Genomic DNA, 15,641 nt, shown 5'->3' with positions numbered 1-15,641 from the left:
GCACCGTACAGGTGCAATAATGCCCCCTTTACCTGCGACCATCCGCCGCAGACCGGCCGCCCCCCTCATGACCGTCGTCCAGAAAGCCCTGATTGCGCCTCTCATCGTCGCATGCGCGATGTTCATGGAAAGCGTCGATGCGAATGTGATCGTCACCGCCCTGCCCGCTATGGCGCGCGACTTCGGGCGCGATCCGGTCACGCTGAAAATCGCGGTCACGAGCTACGTGCTGGGTCTCGGCGTTTTTATTCCGGTATGCGGCTGGCTCGCGGACCGCTTCGGCGCGCGCACGATTTTCCGCACCGCGATCGGCATCTTCGTGGCCGGCTCGCTCTTGTGCGCCGCGTCGAACTCGCTCGCCACCTTCACCCTCGCCCGTTTCGTGCAAGGCGTCGGCGGCGCGATGATGGTCCCGGTCGGGCGGATCATCATCTTCCGTGTGGTGCACAAGTCCGACTTCATCCGCGCGATGAACTATCTGAGCGTCCCCGCACTGCTCGGACCGGCGGCCGGACCGCTGCTCGGCGGCTTCATCACGACCTATCTGCACTGGCGTCTGATCTTCTTCATCAATGTGCCGATCGGCATTCTCGGTATCTATCTGACCAACCGGCATATCGCCAACACGCGCGAACCGGACCCCGGGCCGCTCGACTGGATCGGCTTTTTTCTGTCGGCGGCTGGCGCGGTGCTGCTTCTGCTCGGGTTGTCGCTGGTCGGCGGCGAACTCATGTCGAATCGGGACGCGTTCGGCATGTGCGCGAGCGGCGCGGCTCTGCTGGTGGTCTACGTCGCGTACGCCCAGCGCGTGAAATTGCCTTTGCTGGATCTGCGCTTCTTCAAGGTGCCGACCTTCCAGGCGAGCGTGCTCGGCGGCTCGCTGTTTCGCATCGGCCTCGGTGCACTGCCCTTTCTGCTGCCGCTGATGCTGCAGGAAGGACACGGCATGAGCGCGTTCGAGTCCGGCCTGATCACCTGCGCGTCCGCGTTCGGCGGCATGTTCATGCGCACGGTCGCCTCGCGCGTGCTGCATCGCTTCGGCTTCCGTTCGGTGCTGGTAGTGAACGCGGCGCTGTCAGGGATCTCGATCGCGGCATGCGGATTGTTTTTCCCCGGCACGCCGACCTGGATCATCTGGTTCGTGGTGTTGCTCGGCGGCTTCTTCCCCGCGCTGCAATTCACGAGTCTCAACTCGCTGACTTACGCGGAAATCGCCAGCCGCGATGTGGGGCGCGCGACGAGTCTCGGCAGCGTCGTGCAGCAGATGTCGCTCGGCCTGGGCGTAACGGTGGGCGGTATCGTGCTGCAGATTTCGCGCGTGCTGCACGGACATCCGGGCATCACGTGGTCGGATTTCTGGCCGGCGTTTCTGGTGGTGGGCTTGTGCTCGTTCGCATCGATTCCCGTGACGCTGCGCATGCCGCATCGCGCCGGTGAAGAGATTTCGCGTGGCAGTCGCGGGTAAGGTCTTGCGCTCCTTCGAGCGCGTGCCCATTTGCAGCGAATCGAGGTTCCCGCCTTCGCTGAATAGCATAAAAAACGTGTCCATCATGTCGCCCAGGCGAGGAGCGTAGCGCCGAAGCCGCCGCGTGCCCGGCTTGCCGTACGCGCGCTGGTGATCACGCGCGGCGCGGCGCTCCACGCGATCCGGGCGCCGGTCGCGATCAACCGGTCGACGAGCGCGACATCTTCGCTGCATGTGAGCGGTGGAAAGCCGCCGGCTCGTCGATAGGCCTCGGCCGAAACGCCGAGATTCGCGCCGTGCACGTGGCGGTGACCGTCAGCGTCCACGTAGGTCTTGCGAAAATATTCGCGCACGCTATGCGGATGAGCGGTCCAGTCGTCGACGGCAATCGAGCCGCACACCGCGTCCGCGTCCAGCGACAACTGCGCGACCAGCCAGCCCGGCGACACGCGGCTGTCGGCATCGGTGAATGCGAGCCAGCGGGCGCCGTCGGCCAGCAAAAAGTCGGCGCCTGTCGCGCGCGCAATGCCGACATTGCGCGCCTTCAGCGTCAACGTCTCGACACCGTAAGCGCGCGCGATCGCCCTGGAAAAGTCGCTGCAGGCATCGAGCACGACGACGATCCGCACCGACTCGCTGGTCAGACCGGCGTGCCGCGATGCTTCGATCAACGCGGCAAGACAAGGCGCCAGCAATGCCTCTTCGTTATGCGCCGGAACGATCACGCCGATCATAGGAGCCCCTCGCGCTGCGCCACCGAACGCGCATCGCGGGACCATACGTCGATCAGCAGATCGGCTTCGTCGTGATGCGCGAGACGCGACAGGCTGCAGCGAGCATCGAACAACGCGTGCGCGGCATCGGCGGATTCGAGCGCCTCGGCAAACGGGCGGCGCCAGTGGCAAGCGAGCAGCGTGCCGTCCGGCGTGAGCGATGCTGCGATTCGTGCGGCCAGCGTTTCGAGGTCGGCAGCATCGAGGTAATAGGCAAATTCGCTGATGACGATCAGGTCGAACGGTCCTGCGTCGGTCGGCCATTCGTGCGGCACCGTGCGCTGGTCGACGCGCACCTGCGGCATACCGGCAACACGTTCGCGTGCAAGACGCACGGCTGTTTCGTGCAGATCGGCGGCGAGCAGCGCGTCACAGCGGGTCGCCAGCTCGGCCGTCAGTTCCCCATTCGCGCAGCCTGGCTCGAACGCGTTGCGATAGCGCGGACGCGGCAGCAGTGCCAGCGTGAGCGAACGCTTGCGGCGCTCGTACCAGCCTTCGCGCAGGTGCCACGGGTCGTCGCCGCTTTTGTAGAGTTCATCGAAGTACACCGTCGTAGAGGACATGTCAGCGGCCCTCCCTATATCGCGTCAGAGCGTCCACGGCGCACCTCCGGCAGCGGCGTTGGCGTCGAACGTTGCTTTGACGGTCAACTCGCCGAGCGCCGCAAGGTCGCCTTCGGCATGGCTTTGCCGCAAGAACACCGGCAGGTCCGCCAGCGCGCGGGCAAAGCGCGCATCGCGGCACAACGGACCGGCGCCGAGCGTGCGCGTCGCGTGATTCATCACGGCCGTTGCCGCTTCTTCGACGATGAGGCGTGCGCGCATGGCGTCACGCTGCGAGTCCGCTTGTGGGTTCGCGTCGATATGAGCGGCAGTCTCGCGCAACACCGCGGCGGCGCCTGCAAAAGCGACATCGACCGCGCCGAGGTGGGCGAGCCGATGTCCGTCGGCACGTTGCATGGACGCCTCGCGCAAGGTCCGGCCGATCTGCGCGGCGGCGCCGTACCAGCATGCGGCAATGCCAGCGCCGCCATGCCAGAAGCCCGGCCGGCGCACATAGGCGTGCGCTGTGCCCACGAGCGCGGCCGGTGTCCGATCGAAAGTGACGTCGGCGCTAGCGGTTGCCTGCATGCCGACTGCTTGCCACTTCGATGTGTCGATCGAAATCGATGGGTGATCCATCGCGACGGCTGCGAGCACGGGTTCGTCATCTATCCATGCAGTGACGAGCGCGTGACTGACTACGCCCGCGCCCGAACACCAGGCTTTCGTGCCGTTCAGATACAGTTGCGCGGCAGTATCAGTACGCGTCGCGCGTTTGCTCGCCTGCACGCGCGCATCAGGCGGCTCCGCGGCCCATACCCCCCAACGACTTCCAATGGGCGGCGTGGGGCCGCGCAGCTCGGCGAGAATCGCCAGCGCATCGGTATGCCCTTCGAACAGTTTGACGAGACCGAGATCGCACGCCGCCACCACGGCCAGGGTCCGCCAGCGCGCCAGGGTCTGCCCGTGCCCGGGCAACGGCACGAAGGGCAAACGGTCGTAGCCCTGTTCGACCAGCGCGCGCAAAACATCGCCCAGCGCGGCGGGGTCGCCCGTATCGAAACGCGTGCGGTGCAGAAAATCTTCAAGCGCCCCGGCATAACGCACAGCGTGCTGCGCGGCGAGTGCCGCCTGAGGATCGCGAGTGCGGGTTCTGCTGATCCTTTCCGGTGGCCGCGCACTCACGCTGGCCGCACGATCGCGCCTATCGAGCATCAGTACCTCCCTGAAGCGGTTCGATCCATGCGCGCGGCCTTCGATTAGCCGCGGCGCGTGCAGATCCACAGCAAGCGGCGTGCCTCAGGCATCCGACACCCAGGACACGCTTCACTATTTCAGGGGGTATGGCGCGCCTGTATGAAGAAAACGCGCCGTTTGACTTTAGTTTGGACCGCGCTATCGGCGCCGCGCTTCCGCCTGTTCCAGCAACGCTTCGAATAGCGCGAGTTCCACGGGCTTGACGAGATGGGCGTCAAAACCGGCCGCCCGCGTACGTTCGCGATCACTTGCGTGACCGAAGCCGGTCATGGCGGCGAACAGCGTGCCGGCCAGCGCGGGCATCTCGCGCAACGCCGCCAGCGCGGCGTAACCGTCCATTTTTGGCATCGCAAGGTCGATCAATGCAAGGTGGGGCGCGAGGCGCGGCGCGACCTCGAGCGCCTGCGCGCCATCATAGGCAATGCGGACTTCGTGGCCTTTGAGTTCGAGCAGCATGGCGAGGCTGTCGGCGGAGTCGCGATTGTCGTCCACCAGCAGAATTCGCAACGGCGACACCGCCCCGCCTGCAACACCACCCTGACCGGGCTGCGCTTCGGAGGGCGCAGCGGCAAGCGGCAAACTGAACGTGAACGAACTGCCGCAGCCCTCTCCCTCGCTGCTCGCGATAATGCTGCCGCCGTGCATTTCGATCAGCGATTTGCACAACGTGAGGCCGATGCCGAGGCCGCCTTCGCCAAGGCTTTGCCCATTCTTTTCCTGCACGAACAACTCGAAGATCGCATCGAGCGAACGTACGGGAATGCCGCGGCCATGGTCGCGCACTTCCAGCACGGCCATGTGATGTTCGATACGCCCGACGATCTCGATGCGGCTGCTGGACGGCGAAAACTTCGACGCGTTATGCAACAGGTTTTGCAGCACCTGCACGAGCCGCGTTGTGTCGCCGCTGACGATAAGCGGCTCGGCCGGCATGTGCGTCGCCACACGCTGCGCCCGCGCATCGGTAAACGGCCGCACGGCTTCAATCGCGCGCGCCACCACTTCGGCCAGATCGACGCGCGCAAGGCGCAACTCGACCTTGTCCGACATGATGCGCCCGACGTCGAGAAGATCGTCGACCAGACGCGTGAGGTGGGCGACCTGGCGGTCGATCAGATCGCGTGAGCGCGCCATCGTAGGGCTCACCCCCGCCTCGAGCTGCATCACACCGATCGCGTTGCGCACCGGCGCAAGCGGATTGCGCAATTCGTGGGCGAGCGTGGCGAGAAACTTGCGTAGGCGATCGCCGGAACGCTCCAGCTCTTCGCGTTCACGGCGCTCGGTCAGATCGCGCGTGACCTTGGCGAAGCCGCGCAGCCGGTTCGATTCGTCATACACGGCGGTGATGTTGACGTTGGCCCAGAAGGTCGTGCCGTCCTTGCGCACGCGCCAGCCTTCGTCTTCAACACGGCCGAGCTGCCTTGCGATCGCCAGTTCGCGCGCGGGCTTGCCGGCCGCCGCTTCTTCGCGCGTGTAGAACGTCGAGAAATGCCGGCCGACGATTTCTTCGCGCGTATAGCCCTTGATGCGCGCGGCGCCTGCATTCCAGCTCACCACGAAACCGTCCGGATCGAGCATGAAAATCGCGTAGTCTTTCACGTTGTCGACCAGCAGACGGAAGCGCTCCTCACTTTGCCGCAACGCTTCCAGATACTCGCGCTGCGCAGTCAGATCGCGGGTAATCTTGGCGAAACCCGTTAGCACACCGGCCTCGTTGCGCACCGCCGTGATGACCACGTTCGACCAGAAGGTCGTGCCGTCTTTGCGAACCCGCCAGCCTTCGTCCTCGAAGCGGCCGGTGAGCGCCGCCTGCTCCAACTCGTAAGTCGGCCAGCCGCGCGCCACGGCTTCGGCAGTATAGAAACGCGAGAAGTGCTGGCCGATAATCTCGTGCGCCGCGTAGCCCTTCAGCTTCTGCGCGCCGACATTCCAGCTGACGATATGCCCGGTCGGGTCCAGCAGGAAGATCGCGTAGTCCTGGATCGACTGAACCAGCGAGCCGTAATCGACCTCGACGGGGGGCTTCACACGGCGCGCAGGCGATACGTTGGCGGCTTCATGCTTATCACCTGCAGGTTGGGCGTCAAGCTCGTTCATAGTAAGAAGCGTCCATGGGCCTGGGCAAAAGCATACACCGGCCCGCTGTCATGTTTCGCTTAATGTCCAGGCTTCTCGCTTTCAGGCACGCTTCGGCACGTCGTCCCGGAGCGTCACCCCACCGCCCCGACCTTTTCCGCCAGCTTCGCGTCGTAACTGGAATGGACGTGCACCCGCTTCCTCTCCGGATAGGCGTAGGCATACGCCTTGCGCAGCGCTAACGACGCTTCGTGAAAACCGGACAGAATCAGCTTCTGCTTGTTCGGATAGTTGGCGATGTCGCCGACCGCGAAAATGCCGGGCCGCGAGCTTTCATAGTTGGACGTATCCACATCGACGCGGCCACCGTGGATCGACAGATTCCACTTCGCGATCGGCCCAAGATCAGCGACCAATCCGTACAGCACGACGAGTTGCTCGGTGTCGAGCTGCGTTTCGCCTTCGATATGCCGCAGCGCGATCGAATTCAACGTATCGCCCTCGACGTTGAGCCCCGAAATTGCGCCGACCATGAAGTCCATCTCCCCGGCCTCGACCGCCCGCCGCATCGACTCGACGCTCGAATCCGCCGCGCTGAAGCCGTTGCGACGATGCACCAGCGTCACGCGCCGCGCGACCTTGCGCAGTGCCAGCGCCCAATCGAGCGCGGAATCGCCGCCGCCCGCCACGACCACGGTCTTGTCGGCGAAATCGGCGAGGCGTGGCACGCTGTAGTGCACGTGGCGCGACTCCAGCGGCACGGCTTCGGCAAGCGCCAATTTTTGCGGCACGAACGCTCCATTGCCGGCGGCAAGCAAAATCGCCGCCACGTCGAATAGGAGGCCACGGTCGGTGCGCACGGTCCAGCGCCCATCGTCGCGTTGCTCGACCGACTCGACCCGTTGCTCGAGATGGATCGGCACGTCGAACGGCTTGCATTGCACCATCAAACGCTCGACCAGCTCGCGCGCGGTACACGACGGAATCGCGGGAATATCGTAGATCGGCTTGTCGGGATAGAGCTCGATGCACTGCCCGCCCACCTTGTCGAGCCCATCGACAATCTGGCATGACAGGCCGATCACGCCCGCTTCGAAAGCGGCAAAGAGGCCCACCGGGCCGGCGCCGACGATCAGGACATCGGAGCGAATCGGTTGCGGAAGCTGGATTGCAGCGGGCGTCATTCGGGATCTCGTGTGATAGGTCGATGACCCACCATACAGAATCGCCCGAAGCCCGGCAACGATGCCATTACAAGCGGTAAGGACGCTTGGGTTGCGGCCGTCCTCCTTTATCGAAGCGCTTGCCTGCGTTTTGCAAGAGCATGTGCCTGGCGATCCTAAGTGCTGAATAGCACCATTCAGCGCCGTCCCAAACCGGAACGCCGGCTCAGAAACCGCCGCATCGCGCGGCGTCATTCACCGATCCACGAACCGCGCAAATCGCTGTCGTGCAGCAATTGCAGCAACGTGCCCGCCGGACGGCTCAGCCGTTTAGCGGCCAGCGCGATGAATTCCACTGAGGGCAGCGTCGGCAGACTGGCCGCGTTGAGCGGCGGCGCGAGGCCCCGCGCGGCCAAATACTGCGGACGAACGGTGATGCCGAGCCCCCCGCGCGCGGCGGCAATGCAACCCGCGTGACTGCTGCTCGTGCAGACTACCTGCCAGCTGAAACCGGCTTCGGCGAGCGCATCGAGCACCACGGCCCGCGTCACGCTCGGCTCGGCGACCAGAATCAGCGGCAACGGCTGGCCGAGGTCGACCAGTGTGCCGGTGCGTGCCAGCCACTCCAGCCGCCCCGTGAACAGCGGCACGCCGCGGCGATCCCCCAGACGCCGCTTACCGACCAGCAGATCGATCGAGCCGGCGTCCAGCAACTCATACAGCTTGCCGGTCATACCGATTGTGATTTCCAGCTCGACATCGGGATGCGCGTTGCGAAACGCCGCCAGCACCGTGGGCAGCGGCCCGAGCGCAACGTCGTCCGATGAGCCGAGCCGCACGCGTCCTTTCAGACGCGGCGCGCGAAACTGCGACTCGGCCCGCGCGAGCGCCTGCAGGATCACGCTGGCGTGCGCGAGCATGGCCTCGCCGTCCGGAGTCATCGCGAGCGAATGAGTGTCGCGCACGAACAGGCGCCGTCCGACGCTCTGTTCGAGCCGGCGGATATGTTCGCTAACGCTCGACTGCGTCAGATCGAGTCGCCGCCCCGCCTCGGTGAAGCTATGGCAGGCTGCGACGGTTGCGAAGGTCTTGAGCCAGATGGGATTGAGCATGGGTTATTGTGATCCCGGTTATCGGCAAAGTCGATAACAGTCAATGCCTCTAGCGGGGTTCCCGATTGACCACGATGTCAATATGATGACGGAATCCCCCCAACGATTGCTTCGAGCACGGCCCGCCGGTCTGTCCGCCCCGCCGCCGCCGTAGCTCAATTGAACATGAATCAGGACTCTGCCCAGACGGCGCTGCTCTGGATCGTCGCCTCAGGCTTTTTCATGCAGTCGCTCGACACGACGATCGTCAACACCGCATTGCCGTCGATTGCGCACAGCCTGCACGTCGCGCCCCTCGCGATGCAGCCGATCGTGGTCGCTTACACGCTGACGATGGCGATGCTCACCCCCGCGTCAGGCTGGCTCGCCGACCGCTTCGGCACGCGGCGCGTCTATTTCGTGGCGATTCTCGTATTCGTGCTCGGGTCGATCTGCTGCGCGAGCGCGCATACGCTCGGCCAACTGGTGATGGCGCGGGTCCTGCAAGGGTTGGGCGGTTCGATGCTGTTGCCGATCGGCCGGCTCGCCGTCCTGCGCAGCGTCTCGAGCGAGCAATACGTGTCGGCGCTCGCGTTCATTTCGATTGCCGGCCAGTTGGGCCCGATCGCCGGGCCTACGCTCGGCGGCTGGTTCGTTGAGGCCATCACGTGGCACTGGATCTTTCTGATCAATGTGCCGATCGGCGCATTGGGTCTTTACGCGGTGCAGCGTTTTTTGCCGGCGCATGGCGAAACCCAGGCGCCGCCGTTCGACTTCGCCGGTTGTGGGCTGCTGTCGCTGTGCATGATCGCGTTTTCGCTGGCCGTCGACGCGCCGGTCGCGACGCACCGCGCGGCATGGTCGGCGGGTCTCTTCGCGCTCGCCGTGCTCAGCGCGCTCGCCTACATCCCGCACGCAAGGCGCCGCAACAATCCACTCTTCAAACTCTCGCTCTTTGGCGAACCGAATTTCAGCGTCGGTCTGATCGGCAACCTAGTATGCCGCGTCGGCTCGAGCGCCGTACCGTTCCTCGTGCCGTTGCTGCTGCAATTGCAGCTCGGCTACTCACCGCTGCATTCCGGCCTGATGATGCTGCCTGCCGCACTTGCCGGCACCGTCGCCAAACGCTGGATCGCGCCACTCATACGCCGCTATGGCTATGACACGTTCCTGCTCGTCAACACGGTGATCGTGGGATCGGCGATCGTTGCGTTCGCATTGATTACGCGTGGTACGCCACTCATCGTCGGGATCGTGATTCTGGCCGTGTTCGGCGCGGCCAACTCCATGCAATTCGCGGCGATGAACAGTGTCACGCTCAAAGGCCTCTCGCATGAAGATGCCGGCAGCGGCAACAGCCTCTTTTCGATGGTGCAGATGCTGGCGATCGGGCTGGGCGTTTCGATCGGCGGCGGGCTGGTGAATCTGTTCTCGGCGCAATGGGGATCGGCGGCGCTCGGGTTCCGCCTGAGCTTCGTGTGCGTGGGCGTCATCACGCTAGTGTCGGCCTGGGTATTTCGTCATCTCGACGAAGCCCCCGTCACGCGCGACGTGCGTGGCCAGGCGACCCAGGGCGCGGGGCGCTGAATAACGTCTCTCACGCCGGCAAACGGTTGCCCGACACGCGCGCGTGACGGTTATTCCACTCATGACGCAGCGTCGCCGATGCGCTCGGACAGGTTGCGTTTCCCGGTACTGGCGTATGAATTCAAACGGTATTTCGCGTTAGCATGTCATGCATTAATGCATGACAAAGGAATATCCACATGCCATTTGACGAGCGCATGCTGAACGGCATGGGCGTGCTGACGGCAATCGTCGACAGCGGCAGTTTTGCGGCGGCAGGCGTTGCACTCGACATGTCGCAATCCGGGGTCAGCCGTTCGGTTGCACGGCTTGAAGCACGCCTCGGCATCCGGCTATTCGACCGCACCACCCGCTCGGTCACACTGACTGACGAAGGCCGGCGTTTTTACGAACAGATCGTGCCGCTGCTCGGCGGACTCGAGGAAGCGGCGGCTTCCGCGGCTCAGGGCGCGACTGTCGTTCGCGGGCGTTTGCGCGTGAACATGGACCCGTTCCTTTCGCGCCTCGTGCTGGGGCCGAGGCTCGGCGGCTTCATCGACAAGCATCCCGATCTGCAACTCGAGTTGATCACGCGCGACCAGCTAGGCGACGTGGTTGCCGACGGTTTCGACCTCGCGATCCGTTTCGGCGACCCGCCGGCTTCGACGCTGATTGCACGCAAGCTGCTCGACACGCGGATTCTGACCGTCGCCGCGCCCTCGTATCTGAAGAGACATGGCCATCCGGCGAGCCCCGCCGAACTCGAAAGCGGCAAGCATGTGTGCATCAAGTTCCGTGATCCGCTAACGGGTTACCCGTTCAGCTGGGCGTTTCACCGCGGACGCAAGAAGATCGAGATTGCGCCGCAAGGCCGCTTGACCGTGAACGACGTCGGCGCCTTGCATAGTGTGTGCGCCGCGGGCCAGGGCGTCGCGCAGATTCCCGCACTCGGCGCCGAGTCGTTGCTCGCCAATGGCAAACTGGTTGAACTGTTTGCCGACTGGGGCGACACGGTTTATCCGCTGTATGCGCTCTATCCTTCGCGGCATCATCCGCCAGCCAAGGTGCGGGCATTCTTCGATTTCATCGTTTCGCTGACGGCGGGCTCGATACGCGAACCGGCGGTTTGAGTCGCGCCTAAACACCGCTAATGCCCTGCCGAAAACCATCGCGCGGCTCGGGCTCTGGACGCGCCAGCCGCGCGGCGCGGCGCGGCGCGGCACAAATAGAAAAACCGGCTTGGCGCCGGTTATTTTCGTTCCGAATGCCTAAAGAGCGACGGGTTTCTTTTTGAGCATCAAGGGTCGGCGCGTTTGCATCAACGACCTCTTCGCGCCCAGCCACTTCGTGACGTGCTTGACCCATTGCTTCGGTGCGGCTGCATTGCTCTCGGCGTGCCCCGGCTCATTTGCCGTGGGTGCGGCCGTTTTTTCGCTTTCGGCAATGCGTGCGGCTTCGCGCCGCCGTTTGCTGTCGGCGATTTCTTCTAGGTTGACCTGGTCATCATCCATGCTGGAACTCCCGCGACAAAGCAAGGCGAGGCGCCGGTGGGCGCCGCGCTGCTTCGGCTGTGGAACAAGGCGGCGCACGGCAGGTCCGGTTGGACGTGCCGCGCCGCGCTGCATCAAGAAATCGTATAGCGGTTTTGCGGACCGCCGACGTACAGACCGCGAGCGAGCGTGAGGATTTGCTCGCGATGACGATCGAAGGCCGCGAGCACTGCCGGTTCGTCAGAGCCTACGCTCGGGCTCAGATTCGAAATGACCGAATTGTCGACAGTGAAGGCGATTTCGCGCGCGTTGTCATAGCCCCAGAAATTGACACAATGATGGAAGGCGTCGTAGCTGCGGCTTGGGTTCGGGAAGTTGAGGGACATTTCACGCTCCCGTGGTGTTTTCTTTCTTTACGGTGCGCTGAATGTGGGGCGCGGTCAAGGTGTTGTTTGTAAATGTGGGTACAAATTTTCCCCTTCGAACCCCTTTCAGACTGCAGATATTCTTTCTGATTTATTACAGATTATTTTTTTCCTGTAATGAACTAATTTGCTGCATGCAGCAATGTGTGCGCGAAGCGAACCGGCTGCCGCCCTTAACAGATAAGAAACGAGACGCCCGTGCTCACCCTCTCCACCACCTCCCCAGTGCCCCATCCCTTCCCTAAGGTTTCCATTTGCCTGCCGACCTGCAATCGGCCTGAGTTGATCGTGGAGTGCATCGACTCATGCCTCGCGCAGACGTACGGCAATCTGGAGATTGTGATCGGCGACGATTCAAAGGACACGCGCACCCGGCAGTTGATCGCGCGGCGCTACGCGAACGAGCCGCGCATCCGCTATGCGATGAACCAGCCGCCGCTTGGTCAGGGGCGCAATGTCGCGAGCCTGTTCGAGCGTGCACGCGGCGACAAGATCCTGCTGATTCACGACGACGACCTGCTCACCACCGACGGCATCGAAAAGCTCGTGTCGCTATGGGCTCGTCATCCACAACTCGAGGTGGCGTTCGCCGATCAGTACGAGGCCGATCACAGCGGCACAGTCGACTTCGACGCGAGCACGCGCCTGAACACCGCGTTTCGCCGCACGAAGGACGCTGAAGGCCTGCAGCCTTTGCCAGGCAGGACCGGGCTGATCCAGATGTTCCCGAACAACGGCTGGATGGCCAACGCAGACCTCGTCAAGCGGATCGGCTACCAGGATCGGTACGGCATGTGCTGCGATTTCGTGTTCGGCACCGAACTTTGTCTCGCAGCGCGCAATGTGTTCTATCTGCACGCATACGTGTCGGTGTATCGGAAGACGGCGACCTCGATCTCGCATAGCACGCGCGGCACGGCGGTAGCCGCGACCGTCAGTGCGTATGCGTTCGTCAAGGCGCTGCAACTGCCGCCGCAACTGGAACCGTCACGCAAGCTGGCGTTACGCCGGCTCGCGCCCATCGTCGTTTCGGTTCATGCGAAGAACCGGCAGGCAATGCCTGGGTTGAGGATCGCGCTCACGCATCTCTTCGCCTACAACTATGGCTTCAGCATGCGGCTCTATCATCATCTGCTCATGCTCTCATGCGCGGCTCTGAGCGTGCGGCAGCGTGCAACGGTGACAGCTGTGGCCGCAGCGGCACCGGCTGTCGTCGCTGACCCGCCCGCCGCTGCTGCGACAGAACTCGTCACGGACCTCGTGACCGATCAATCCGAACGGGTCTGACGCTGCCGTAGCGGGAAGCGGCCTGCGATTCCTTCGCCGCAACGGGCTCCATGAGCGCGCGCGTCTTCTGCCAGGCATCCGCTCATTAGCAAATGCGTATTTGTCGCTTGGTCTTGCGCGTGCGGCTGATTACGATGAGTCTCGAACCGTCATCAGCCCGAGGAGATTCGTCATGTCCGACAGTGCCTGTTTCAAGCCGCGAGTGATCGAGCCGGTCGTCGTCAATCAGCCGGAAGGATTGGGGCTTGCAGTGGAGTTGTGGCTCGCGCATCCCGTCGATGGGATCGCGGGGCGCGCCGTGCAGATCCATTTGCGCAGCGACGCGAAGATGGCGCAAGCCGAGGCGCTGCGCGATCTGCTTCATGTGCTGGGAACGGAGATCGTGGTGGCTTGACCATGCGCCGTGCTCGCCGACAGGGAAAAAAAACGGCGGCCGGGTTGCCCCTGACCGCCGTTCTCGCGCAGCGCTCATGCGCGCTGCGCGAGCGTACCGCTCACGCTCAAGGCTCGTGACGCAGATACCCTTCTTTCGAAGGATCGCGCATGCGCAGCGACACGATGCCGGCGATCGCGCACAGCACAGTGACATACCAGTAGAACATCGACTCGTTGCCCACCGACTTCAGCCACAGCGCGACATATTCCGCCGAGCCGCCGAAGATCGCATTGGCCACCGCATACGACAGGCCCACGCCGAGCGCGCGCACTTCCGGCGGGAACATTTCGGCCTTGATCAGTCCGCTGATCGACGTATAGAAGCTGACGATCGCCAGCGCCACGACCACGAGGCCGAAGGCCGCGTACGGACTCGTCACGTCTTTCAAGGCGTGCAGCAGCGGTACGGTGCCAATGGTCGCGAAGAAGCCGAAAAACAGCATCGAACGACGCCGGCCGATACGGTCCGACAAAGCGCCGAACGCCGGCTGCATCACCATGTAGACGAACAGCGCCGCGGTCATCACGTTGCTGGCCGTCTTGGCGTGCATACCGGCCGTGTTGACCAGGTACTTCTGCATGTACGTGGTGAACGTGTAGAAAATCAGCGAGCCGCCGGCCGTGAAGCCGAGCACCGTCAGGAATGCGCCTTTGTGCAGCCACAGGCCGCGCAGCGTGCCGGCTTCCTTGCGTTGACGCGTTGCCGCCGTGGTGGTTTCCTCGAGCGATTTACGCAGATACAGCGCGACCAGCGCCGCCAACGCACCGATCACGAACGGCACGCGCCACCCCCATGCTTTCAGTTCTTCGGTGGAGAGGGTCTGTTGCAGGACCACCAGCACCAGCAGCGCGCACAACTGGCCGCCGATCAGCGTGACGTACTGGAACGACGCGAAGAAACCGCGGCGGCCCTTGAGCGCGACTTCACTCATATAGGTGGCGCTGGTGCCGTACTCACCGCCCACCGACAAGCCCTGGAACAGGCGCGCGACCAGCAGCAGCGCCGGCGCCAGGGCGCCGATCTGCGCATACGTGGGGAGCACCGCGATCACGAGCGAACCACCGCACATCATGAACACCGACACCATCATCGCGGTCTTGCGGCCGTGCTTGTCGGCGAGCCGGCCGAAGAACCAGCCGCCGATCGGGCGCATCAGGAAGCCCGCGGCGAAGACGCCGGCGGTGTTGAGCAACTGCGTGGTGGTGTTGCCGCTCGGGAAGAAGGCCGGCGCGAAATACAGCGCGCAGAACGAGTACACGTAGAAGTCGAACCACTCGACTAGATTGCCCGATGAGGCGCCAACGATCGCGAAGATGCGGCGCCGGGTGTCGTGTGCGTCGTGAACGTCGTGAGCCGTGGCCACGGTTTGGTCGGATAGGTCGGTCATGCTGTTGTCTTTCCTTGTCTTTAAACGGAGGTAGCGGTCGTGGCGCCGCCTTCACAACACGCGCAACGAGGTGCCGCAATGACACCCATAGCGCGCGTGCGCGAATTTTACAGAATTGCAAGGAAAAGATGGGGGTTTGTTAGCCAGGCAAGCGCTGGCCAGTATGATGCTGCGCCGCGGTGAACGGCGTCTTGCGAACGTAGCCGGCGTTCAGCATGCCCGTTAGCTTTTCAGTGTGTGGCAGTGGAAACATTGAGCATGATCTTCGGACCTTGATCAATCGACTTTAGCACGGGATCCGAGCGGCGCTTTTGCTCCCACTCATCCTCCGGGTATACATTCACGTGGATTTCCCTGCCGAGCGCCTCTCCTGCCACGTCGAGTTCCCGCTGCACGCGGCCGATGCGCGCGTCGCCGATCACCATCACGTCGACGTCGCTAGCAGGTCCCGCCGTTCCGGCGGCCATCGAGCCGAAGATGAATGCATGTTTTATTTTGTCGCCGATGACAGCCAATGCGCGTTCGATCGGCTCCTTCAGAGCAAAGCTCTTGACAGCAATTTGTCGCAACTCCGGGTAAAGCGGATGCTGAGTGTTCGCCTGGTAAAGCGCACGTCCGCCAGGCTGCTGAAGGATCACGACGCCGTCGAGCAACTTCGCGACAAAGTCCTGGGTAGAGCTTCG

At 63.6% G+C, this 15,641-nt stretch carries 15 protein-coding genes; 5 read left to right on the top strand and 10 right to left on the bottom strand.

Annotation, left to right across the window (positions count from 1 at the left end):
* Positions 1-67: 67 nt before the first annotated feature.
* Positions 68-1,465 carry an MFS transporter gene (locus AYM40_RS09155; RefSeq protein WP_063495944.1) on the top strand — a complete coding sequence of 466 codons (1,398 nt, stop codon included), beginning with the start codon at positions 68-70 and terminating at the stop codon, positions 1,463-1,465.
* Between the two features lie 83 nt (positions 1,466-1,548).
* On the opposite strand, the gene AYM40_RS09150 is transcribed toward AYM40_RS09155, so the two are convergent.
* The 6 genes from AYM40_RS09150 to AYM40_RS09125 all read right to left on the bottom strand — a co-directional run bounded on the left by AYM40_RS09150 (position 1,549) and on the right by AYM40_RS09125 (position 8,388).
* Positions 1,549-2,199 carry a glycosyltransferase gene (locus AYM40_RS09150; protein WP_063495943.1) on the bottom strand — a complete coding sequence of 217 codons (651 nt, stop codon included), beginning with the start codon at positions 2,197-2,199 and terminating at the stop codon, positions 1,549-1,551.
* Complete coding sequence (locus AYM40_RS09145) at positions 2,196-2,801, bottom strand: class I SAM-dependent methyltransferase (RefSeq protein WP_063495942.1); 606 nt, start codon at positions 2,799-2,801, stop codon at positions 2,196-2,198. The genes AYM40_RS09150 and AYM40_RS09145 overlap by 4 nt, the downstream gene beginning before the upstream one ends.
* 24 nt (positions 2,802-2,825) lie before the next feature.
* Positions 2,826-3,995: a hypothetical protein gene (locus AYM40_RS09140; protein ID WP_063497927.1), complete on the bottom strand. Its 1,170-nt coding sequence runs from the start codon at positions 3,993-3,995 to the stop codon at positions 2,826-2,828.
* Positions 3,996-4,175: 180 nt separating this feature from the next.
* A complete protein-coding gene (locus AYM40_RS09135; RefSeq protein WP_063495941.1) occupies positions 4,176-6,134 on the bottom strand; it encodes a PAS domain-containing hybrid sensor histidine kinase/response regulator in 1,959 nt (652 codons plus the stop codon).
* A 113-nt stretch (positions 6,135-6,247) separates the two neighbouring features.
* A complete protein-coding gene (locus AYM40_RS09130; RefSeq protein WP_063495940.1) occupies positions 6,248-7,297 on the bottom strand; it encodes an NAD(P)/FAD-dependent oxidoreductase in 1,050 nt (349 codons plus the stop codon).
* A 230-nt stretch (positions 7,298-7,527) separates the two neighbouring features.
* Positions 7,528-8,388, bottom strand: a complete 861-nt coding sequence (locus AYM40_RS09125) for a LysR family transcriptional regulator (RefSeq protein WP_063495939.1) — start codon at positions 8,386-8,388, stop codon at positions 7,528-7,530.
* A gap of 165 nt (positions 8,389-8,553) precedes the next feature.
* On the opposite strand from AYM40_RS09125, the gene AYM40_RS09120 reads away from it, so the two are divergent.
* A complete protein-coding gene (locus AYM40_RS09120) occupies positions 8,554-9,954 on the top strand; it encodes a DHA2 family efflux MFS transporter permease subunit (protein WP_063495938.1) in 1,401 nt (466 codons plus the stop codon).
* A 179-nt stretch (positions 9,955-10,133) separates the two neighbouring features.
* A complete protein-coding gene (locus AYM40_RS09115) occupies positions 10,134-11,063 on the top strand; it encodes a LysR family transcriptional regulator (protein ID WP_063495937.1) in 930 nt (309 codons plus the stop codon).
* Positions 11,064-11,201: 138 nt separating this feature from the next.
* Here AYM40_RS09115 and AYM40_RS09110 read toward each other — a convergent pair whose 3' ends face one another.
* Both AYM40_RS09110 and AYM40_RS09105 read right to left on the bottom strand, forming a co-directional pair.
* Positions 11,202-11,444, bottom strand: coding sequence for a hypothetical protein (locus AYM40_RS09110; RefSeq protein WP_063495936.1), 243 nt, complete (start codon positions 11,442-11,444; stop codon positions 11,202-11,204).
* 113 nt (positions 11,445-11,557) lie between these two features.
* Complete coding sequence (locus AYM40_RS09105) at positions 11,558-11,809, bottom strand: DUF1488 domain-containing protein (protein ID WP_063495935.1); 252 nt, start codon at positions 11,807-11,809, stop codon at positions 11,558-11,560.
* A gap of 237 nt (positions 11,810-12,046) precedes the next feature.
* Between AYM40_RS09105 and AYM40_RS09100 the strand changes: the two genes are divergently transcribed.
* On the top strand, positions 12,047-13,135 hold the full coding sequence (locus tag AYM40_RS09100; RefSeq protein WP_063495934.1) for a glycosyltransferase family 2 protein: 1,089 nt from the start codon (positions 12,047-12,049) through the stop codon (positions 13,133-13,135).
* Positions 13,136-13,307: 172 nt separating this feature from the next.
* Positions 13,308-13,529 carry a hypothetical protein gene (locus AYM40_RS09095; RefSeq protein ID WP_063495933.1) on the top strand — a complete coding sequence of 74 codons (222 nt, stop codon included), beginning with the start codon at positions 13,308-13,310 and terminating at the stop codon, positions 13,527-13,529.
* A gap of 106 nt (positions 13,530-13,635) precedes the next feature.
* Here AYM40_RS09095 and AYM40_RS09090 read toward each other — a convergent pair whose 3' ends face one another.
* Together AYM40_RS09090 and AYM40_RS09085 are read right to left on the bottom strand one after the other, a co-directional pair.
* The gene (locus AYM40_RS09090; protein WP_063495932.1) at positions 13,636-14,958 is read right to left on the bottom strand and encodes an MFS family transporter; all 1,323 of its coding nucleotides are present in this window, start codon (positions 14,956-14,958) and stop codon (positions 13,636-13,638) included.
* A 230-nt stretch (positions 14,959-15,188) separates the two neighbouring features.
* Positions 15,189-15,611, bottom strand: coding sequence for a nucleotidyltransferase domain-containing protein (locus AYM40_RS09085; RefSeq protein WP_158515265.1), 423 nt, complete (start codon positions 15,609-15,611; stop codon positions 15,189-15,191).
* Positions 15,612-15,641 lie beyond the last annotated feature (30 nt).

This window comes from Paraburkholderia phytofirmans OLGA172 (assembly GCF_001634365.1).
GTDB lineage: Bacteria > Pseudomonadota > Gammaproteobacteria > Burkholderiales > Burkholderiaceae > Paraburkholderia.
This window is presented reverse-complemented; position numbering and strand designations above follow the sequence as displayed.

Excerpts from the sequence above, each read along its gene's own strand:
- AYM40_RS09130 (WP_063495940.1), bottom strand. The coding sequence starts at position 7,297 with ATGACGCCCGCTGCAATCCAGCTTCCGCAACCGATTCGCTCCGATGTC.
- AYM40_RS09110 (WP_063495936.1), bottom strand. The coding sequence starts at position 11,444 with ATGGATGATGACCAGGTCAACCTAGAAGAAATCGCCGACAGCAAACGG.
- AYM40_RS09120 (WP_063495938.1), top strand. The coding sequence starts at position 8,554 with ATGAATCAGGACTCTGCCCAGACGGCGCTGCTCTGGATCGTCGCCTCA.
- AYM40_RS09140 (WP_063497927.1), bottom strand. The coding sequence starts at position 3,995 with ATGCTCGATAGGCGCGATCGTGCGGCCAGCGTGAGTGCGCGGCCACCG.
- AYM40_RS09115 (WP_063495937.1), top strand. The coding sequence starts at position 10,134 with ATGCCATTTGACGAGCGCATGCTGAACGGCATGGGCGTGCTGACGGCA.
- AYM40_RS09090 (WP_063495932.1), bottom strand. The coding sequence starts at position 14,958 with ATGACCGACCTATCCGACCAAACCGTGGCCACGGCTCACGACGTTCAC.
- AYM40_RS09150 (WP_063495943.1), bottom strand. The coding sequence starts at position 2,199 with ATGATCGGCGTGATCGTTCCGGCGCATAACGAAGAGGCATTGCTGGCG.
- AYM40_RS09155 (WP_063495944.1), top strand. The coding sequence starts at position 68 with ATGACCGTCGTCCAGAAAGCCCTGATTGCGCCTCTCATCGTCGCATGC.
- AYM40_RS09095 (WP_063495933.1), top strand. The coding sequence starts at position 13,308 with ATGTCCGACAGTGCCTGTTTCAAGCCGCGAGTGATCGAGCCGGTCGTC.
- AYM40_RS09135 (WP_063495941.1), bottom strand. The coding sequence starts at position 6,134 with ATGAACGAGCTTGACGCCCAACCTGCAGGTGATAAGCATGAAGCCGCC.
- AYM40_RS09125 (WP_063495939.1), bottom strand. The coding sequence starts at position 8,388 with ATGCTCAATCCCATCTGGCTCAAGACCTTCGCAACCGTCGCAGCCTGC.
- AYM40_RS09105 (WP_063495935.1), bottom strand. The coding sequence starts at position 11,809 with ATGTCCCTCAACTTCCCGAACCCAAGCCGCAGCTACGACGCCTTCCAT.
- AYM40_RS09145 (WP_063495942.1), bottom strand. The coding sequence starts at position 2,801 with ATGTCCTCTACGACGGTGTACTTCGATGAACTCTACAAAAGCGGCGAC.